This is a genomic window from Paraburkholderia sp., assembly GCF_035948235.1.
Lineage (GTDB): Bacteria > Pseudomonadota > Gammaproteobacteria > Burkholderiales > Burkholderiaceae > Paraburkholderia.
The window spans coordinates 1-6,775 of the sequence record NZ_DASZJJ010000213.1 but is presented as its reverse complement, the minus strand read 5'-3'; the positions used below and the strand labels follow the sequence as shown (position 1 = coordinate 6,775).

Genomic DNA, 6,775 nt, shown 5'->3' with positions numbered 1-6,775 from the left:
CGGCTCGAACTACGTGCGCACGGCGCCGCCCAAGGGTGCGCCGGCGCTGCCCGGTCAGATTGCCGCCGCGCGTCTCACACCGGTCGCGTGGCAGCAGGTGCCGGGCTGGCAGGACGATTCGCTGATCGGCGCAACGGCGGCGCTGCGCGCCAATTGCACGCGGCTCGCGCGCGAACCGCGCTGGTCGCGCGCCTGCGCGGCGGCTTCGCAACTCGACGATCTCGATGCCTCCGGCGCGCGCACGTTCTTCGAGACGTACTTCACGCCGTATCAATTCGCCAACAACGACGGCACGCTCGACGGCCTCGTGACCGGCTACTACGAACCGCTGTTGCACGGCTCGCGCACGCGCCACGGCATCTATCAGACCGCACTCTATCGCTGGCCGTCCGGCTATCGCGCGGGCACGGCGCTCCCGGCGCGCGCGCAGCTCGAACGCGCGGGCATCCTGAACGGCAACGAACTCGTCTGGGTCGACGATCCTATCGAAGCGTTCTTCCTTCAGGTGCAGGGCTCGGGGCGCGTCGTCATGGAAGACGGCAGCGTGATGCGCGTGGGCTTTGGCGGCACCAACAACCAGCCGTACAAGTCGATTGGCCGCTGGCTGCTCGACCGCGGCGAACTCACGCCTGCGCAGGCGACCATGCAGGGCATCAAGGCGTGGGCGCGCGCGAATCCGACGCGTGTCGATGCGCTGCTCGACACCAATCCGCGTTTCGTGTTTTTCCGCGAAATGCCATCCGCCGAAGGCTCGGCGCAAGGCGGCGCCGATGGTCCGGTCGGCGCGCTGGGTGTGCCGCTTACGCCGGAGCGCTCGATCGCCGTCGATCCTTCGTCGATCCCGCTGGGCACACCAGTGTTCCTGCAGACCACGCGCCCGCTCACGAATACGCCGCTCAACCGTCTGGTGTTCGCGCAGGACACCGGTACGGCGATCAAGGGCGGCGTGCGCGCCGACTACTTCTGGGGCCTCGGCGACGATGCAGGCGATCTGGCCGGCAAGATGAAGCAGGGCGGCCGCATGTGGCTGCTGTTCCCCAATTCCTGAGTGTTCTCCGTGATGCTCAAGTGATGTAAAAAAGCCGGCATGAAAGCCGGCTTTTTCGTTGCTGCGTGCGCAATGCGCGTGGATTGTGCCGCCGCGCTTACTTCGGCCGCTTGTCGACCACGCGGCGCGCCTTGCCGACCGAGCGCTCGATGCCGTTGACGTCGAGCACATTGATCTTCGCCGTCACCCCGATCAACGCCTTGATGTCATACGCGAGCGCCTTGGCTGCGGCGTCGAGCGCGCCGTAGTCGGGCGCCGTTTCCGGACAAGGCTCGCAGTTCAGCGTCATCACGTCCAGCGGACCTTCCTTGGTGAGGACGATCTGATAGTGCGGCGCCAGTGCGGGCTGCTTGAGCAGCAATTCCTCGATCTGCGTGGGGAATACATTCACGCCGCGGATGATGAGCATGTCGTCCGAGCGGCCGGTGATCTTTTCCATGCGGCGCATGGTGCGCGCGGTGCCCGGCAGCAGGCGCGTGAGGTCGCGCGTGCGATAGCGGACGATGGGCAGCGCCTCTTTGGTGAGCGACGTGAAGACGAGTTCGCCGAATTCGCCGTCGGGCAGCACCTCGCCCGTTTCGGGGTCGATGATCTCCGGATAGAAGTGGTCTTCCCAGATGGTCGGGCCGTCCTGGGTTTCCGCGCACTCGGACGCCACGCCCGGACCCATCACTTCGGACAGACCGTAGATATCGACCGCCTTGATGCCCATGCGCTTTTCGATGGCCGAGCGCATGTCGTTGGTCCACGGCTCCGCGCCGAAGATGCCGATGCGCAGGGAAGTGGATGCCGGATCGATCCCCTGGCGCTCCATTTCATCGGCGATAGCGAGCATGTAGCTCGGCGTGACCATGATGATGTCGGGGCGGAAGTCCTGGATTAACTGCACCTGCTTTTCGGTCTGGCCGCCGCCGAACGGGATCACCGTAAGACCCGCGCGCTCCGCGCCGTAGTGCGCGCCCAGGCCACCCGTAAAGAGACCGTAGCCGTAGCTGATATGCACCTTGTCGCCGCGCTTCGCACCCGATGCGCGCACCGAACGCGCCACCAGATTCGCCCACGTGTCGATGTCCTTTGCCGTGTAGCCGACCACGGTCGGCTTGCCGGTCGTGCCCGACGACGCATGGATACGCGAGATCTGCTCTTGCGGCACCGCGAACATCCCGAACGGATAGCTGTCGCGCAGATCCTTCTTGGTGGTGAACGGAAAGCGTGCGAGATCGGCGAGCGTCTTCAGTTCGGACGGATGAACCCCCGCTTCATCGAACTTGCGCCGATAAACCGGCGAATTTTCATACGCATGATTGAGCGACCATTTCAGCCGTTCGAGCTGAAGCGCCGCGAGTTCATCGCGACTGGCCGTTTCGATGGGCTCGAGCGGCAGCGTGGTTGTCATGACTGTCTCCGGATGCTTTAAGAATGGTGTGCGGTGCGAAATTGCTGAGAGGGGCCGCGCGTGCCTACTCTTCGACGGGAATCACCGTGCCGCGAATCTGCGCGGATTTGCCTCTGAACATCGCCACGGTCTCGCCCGCGCGATTCGTCACGCGGATGTCGTAGATGCCGCTGCGTCCTGAGAGCACCTGTTCGATAGCTTCGGCGGTGAGCACGTCATCGGGCTGGACCGGGCGCAGGAATTCAATCGAGCAGCCCGCCGCGACCGTGCTGATGTTGTAGGAGTTGCAGGCGAACGCGAAGGTCGAATCGGCGAGCGTGAAAATCATGCCGCCATGGCAGATCTGATGACCGTTGAGGAATTCGGGCCGCACGGTCATGGAAAGGCGCGCGTAGCCGGCGCGCACTTCGAGCAGTTCCATGCCGAGCGCTCGGCTGCAGCCGTCCGCTTCGTACATGGATTGCGCGGTGGCGCGGGCGAGTTCGTCGGCGGACATGCCCGCGTGCGCGCGAAGCGATGACGAAGTGGGCATCGATTCAGACATATCAGCGGCCCTCGAAGCGCGGTGCGCGTTTTTCGATGAAAGCTTGCACGCCTTCCGCGTAATCGTGCGAGTTGCCCAGATCGCGTTGCAGATCGCGTTCGAGATCGAGCTGCTGCCCAAGCGTGTTGGTCGCCGAGGCGTGCAGCGCTTCACGCGTGGCGACAATGGCGCGCGTGGGCTGCTTTGCGAGCTGTGCGGCGAACGCCGCAGCCGTGGCGGCGAGTTCGGCGTCTTCCGTGACTTGCCAGACGAGGCCCCAGCTTTCCGCCTTTTCGGCGCTGAGCTTGTCGCCGGTCATGGCGAGGCCGAGCGCGCGGGCCATGCCCACGCGTTTGGGCAGGAACCACGTGCCGCCCGAATCTGGCACGAGGCCGATCTTCACGAACGCCTGAATGAAGCTGGCGGAGCGCGCGGCCAGCACGAGGTCGCAGGCGAGCGCGAGATTCGCGCCCGCTCCGGCGGCCGTGCCATTGACAGCGGCGATCACGGGCATCGGCAGCGCTTGCAGGCGCTTGATGAGCGGATTGAAATGCGTGCCGATGAGCTCGCCGAGATCGGTCATCGCGCCCGGCGTGAAGTCCAGATCGGCGAGATCCTGGCCCGCGCAGAAGCCGCGGCCCGCACCGGTCAGCACGAGTGCGCGCGAACTGGCTTGTTCGACTTCGTCGAGCGCTGCCGCGAGTTCGCGGTGCATCGCGCGCGTGAAGCTGTTGAGCTTGTCCGGGCGGTTCAGCGTGATCGTGGCTACGTGCGTGGACGTATCGATATCGACGCGGATTGTTTCAAAGGGCATGGTTTGTCTCCTGTCCCATCCGATGCAAAAGCTGCTTGCGCAGCGCGGTTCCTGTTGCTCGACCGCGCTATTCAATACGCTCAAATCCGTTCAAACACGCTCGATCGCCAGCGCAATACCCTGACCGACACCGATGCACATCGTGCAGAGGGCGTAGCGGCCCTGCGTGCGCTCAAGCTGATGCAACGCCGTCGTCACGAGCCGCGCGCCCGATGCGCCGAGCGGATGACCCAACGCAATCGCGCCGCCATTCGGGTTCACGCGTGCATCGTCGTCGGCAACGCCGAGCGCGCGCAGCACGGCCAGCCCTTGCGATGCAAACGCCTCATTGAGTTCGATCACGTCAAACTGGTCGAGCGTCATGCCGAGCTGCTTGAGCAGCTTTTGCGTCGCGGGCGCCGGCCCGAAGCCCATGATGCGCGGCTCGACGCCGGCCGTGGCCATGCCGAGCACGCGCGCGCGGCGGCGCAAGCCGTACTGGCTGGCGGCGGTGTCGCTTGCGAGCAGCAGTGCACAGGCGCCGTCGTTCACGCCCGAAGCATTGCCTGCCGTTACCGAGCCATCCGGCTTCACCACGCCCTTGAGCTTGCCCAGCGCTTCGAGCGAGGTTTCGCGCGGATGCTCGTCGAGCGTCACGCGCACAGGGTCGCCTTTCTTCTGTGCGATTTCGACCGGCACGATTTCCTGAGCGAGCGTGCCGTCTTTCTGCGCGCGAGCGGCCTTCTGCTGGCTGCGCAGTGCGAAGGCATCCTGATCGGCACGGCTGATGTTGAAATCGACCGCGACGTTTTCCGCCGTCTCCGGCATTGAATCGACGCCGTATTGCTGCTTCATCAGCTTGTTGACGAAACGCCAGCCGATGGTGGTGTCATAGATGGCGGCGTCGCGCGAGAAAGCCGATGCCGCTTTGCCCATGACGAACGGCGCGCGCGTCATGCTTTCGACGCCGCCTGCGATCATCAGATGAGCTTCGCCTGCCTTGATCGCGCGCGCGGCACTGCCGACTGCGTCGAGTCCCGATCCGCACAGGCGGTTGAGCGTCGCGCCGGGCGCGTCTGCGGGCAGGCCCGCGAGCAGCGCAGACATGCGCGCGACGTTGCGGTTGTCCTCGCCGGCCTGGTTCGCGCAGCCGTAAAGAATGTCGTCCAGCGCGCGCCAGTCCACGCCGGGATTGCGCTCGACGAGCGCGCGGATGGGCACGGCGCCGAGGTCGTCGGCGCGCACATCCTTTAGGGCACCGCCGTAGCGGCCGAACGGAGTGCGAATCGCATCGCAGATATAGGCTTCGGTCATCTCGGATTCCTGCGCCACGAGCGCGAAAGTGCACTCGTGACGGTCATGCTAGTGGGAAGGGGATTCGTGCGCCATTCGGCCAAACGGCATAGGCCGTTCAGCCGACTGCCACCGCAGCCGCTTTCGGTTCAACATGAACGCGGCTCTGAACCACGCGGAAGCGGTTCGCCACGAATGCCGCGTCGGCCAGCGCGGCGTTGGCGGCGGGATTCGCGCCGGTGCCGTGGAAATCCGAGAAAGCCGCCGACTGATTGACGAACACGCCGCCCGTCAGATTGATTGAAAGGGCCACGCCGCCAACGACTGCAGCGTCGTGAGCTGCTTCAATCACGTCGTCGCTCGTGCTGTAGACGGATAGCGTGAGCGCGCCGTGGTCGCGCGCGGTCGTGCCCGCGAGTTCGAGCGATTGGGCGGTCGAGTCGGTGGCGATGACGAACGAGATCGGCCCGAACCATTCGCGTGTGAACGAGGCGGCGTCGCGCGCGGCGTCCAGCGAAAGCACGAGCGGGGTGCGAACGCGTGCACTGGGGAACTGCGGATGCTCGAGCGTCTGGCTGTCTGCGAGTACGGTGCCCAGCTTGCGCGCTTCATCGATGCGGGAAGTCACGCCGTCGTTCTGGATCGCGCCGAGCACTTCGACGGCGCGGGCGGGATCGGCCACGAACTTCGTGACTGCGCCGGCGATCGCTTGCGCAACGGCTTCGAAGCTCACGTGGCCGTCGGCGGTCTGGATGCCGTCGCGCGGTACATAGATGTTCTGCGGCGCGGTGCACATCTGGCCGGAGTAGAGCGAAAGCGAGAAGGCGATGTTGCGTGCGGCGGCCTTCAGGTCCGTCACGGAGTCGATCACGATCTGGTTCACGCCGGCCTTTTCGGTATAGACCTGAGCCTGGTGGGCGTTGCGTTCGAGCCAGTCGCCGTTCTGCGTGCTGCCGGTGAAGTCGATCAGCTTGATTTCGGCGCGCAAGGCGAGTTGCTGGACAAGCGCGCCGTCGTTCGGATCGGTGGCCAGCAGCGTGACGACGTTCGGATTGAACCCGGCTTCGCGCAGCACCTCACGCGCGATGCGCACGGTGATCGCGAGCGGCAGGATCGCGCCCGGGTGCGGCTTGACGATCACGGTGTTACCGGTCGCGAGATCGGCAAACAGGCCGGGATAACCGTTCCACGTCGGGAACGTGCAGCAGCCGAGCACCAGACCGGCGCCGCGCGGCACGACGGTGAAGCGCTTTTGCATGGCGAGCGGCGGATTTTTGCCCTGCGGCTTTTCCCAGTGGGCGTCGGCGGGAATGCGGCGCAACTGGTCCCATGCATAGGTGACGGCTTCCAGCGCGCGGTCTTGGGCGTGCGGGCCGCCCGCCTGGAAGGCCATCATGAAGGCCTGGCCGGTCGTGTGCATCACGCTGAACGCGATTTCGAAGCTCGCGCGGTTCAGACGTTCGAGAATTTCCAGGCTCACGCCCACCCACGCCTGTGGGCCGGCCGCGCGCCAGTCGCGCTGCGCCTTCTGGGCGGCGTCGATCAACTGATCGGGCGTCGATTTCGGATAGTGCGCACCGAGCGCAAAGCCGAACGGCGAGGCTTCGCTACCGACGCTCTCGCCGGTGGACGGCTGGTCGAGATCGAAGGCGCGGTCGAGGTGAGCCTTGAACGCGGCTTCGCCGTCTGCGCTGGCAGTTTCCCCGTACACTTTGGGGCTCG

6 protein-coding genes are annotated in these 6,775 nt (G+C 65.5%); 1 reads left to right on the top strand and 5 read right to left on the bottom strand.

All coding sequences use genetic code 11. From position 1 onward, the window contains the following. The first annotated feature begins 13 nt into the window (after nucleotides 1-13). Nucleotides 14-1,048 carry a murein transglycosylase A gene (locus VG320_RS18335; protein WP_327201503.1) on the top strand — a complete coding sequence of 345 codons (1,035 nt, stop codon included), beginning with the start codon at nucleotides 14-16 and terminating at the stop codon, nucleotides 1,046-1,048. A 97-nt stretch (nucleotides 1,049-1,145) separates the two neighbouring features. Here VG320_RS18335 and paaK read toward each other — a convergent pair whose 3' ends face one another. The 5 genes from paaK to paaN all read right to left on the bottom strand — a co-directional run. Continuing rightward, nucleotides 1,146-2,444 carry a phenylacetate--CoA ligase PaaK gene (gene paaK / locus VG320_RS18330; RefSeq protein WP_327201502.1) on the bottom strand — a complete coding sequence of 433 codons (1,299 nt, stop codon included), beginning with the start codon at nucleotides 2,442-2,444 and terminating at the stop codon, nucleotides 1,146-1,148. 64 nt (nucleotides 2,445-2,508) lie between these two features. Further along, complete coding sequence (gene paaI, locus VG320_RS18325) at nucleotides 2,509-2,988, bottom strand: hydroxyphenylacetyl-CoA thioesterase PaaI (RefSeq protein WP_327201501.1); 480 nt, start codon at nucleotides 2,986-2,988, stop codon at nucleotides 2,509-2,511. Between the two features lies 1 nt (nucleotide 2,989). Continuing rightward, nucleotides 2,990-3,781: a 2-(1,2-epoxy-1,2-dihydrophenyl)acetyl-CoA isomerase PaaG gene (gene paaG, locus VG320_RS18320; protein WP_327201500.1), complete on the bottom strand. Its 792-nt coding sequence runs from the start codon at nucleotides 3,779-3,781 to the stop codon at nucleotides 2,990-2,992. 90 nt (nucleotides 3,782-3,871) lie between these two features. After that, nucleotides 3,872-5,074 (bottom strand): 3-oxoadipyl-CoA thiolase, encoded by a 1,203-nt coding sequence (gene pcaF, locus VG320_RS18315; RefSeq protein ID WP_327201499.1) that lies wholly within the window; start codon nucleotides 5,072-5,074, stop codon nucleotides 3,872-3,874. A 97-nt stretch (nucleotides 5,075-5,171) separates the two neighbouring features. Further along, nucleotides 5,172-6,775, bottom strand: a 1,604-nt coding sequence (paaN, locus tag VG320_RS18310; RefSeq protein ID WP_327201498.1) for a phenylacetic acid degradation protein PaaN, incomplete at its 5' end; no start/stop codon positions are given.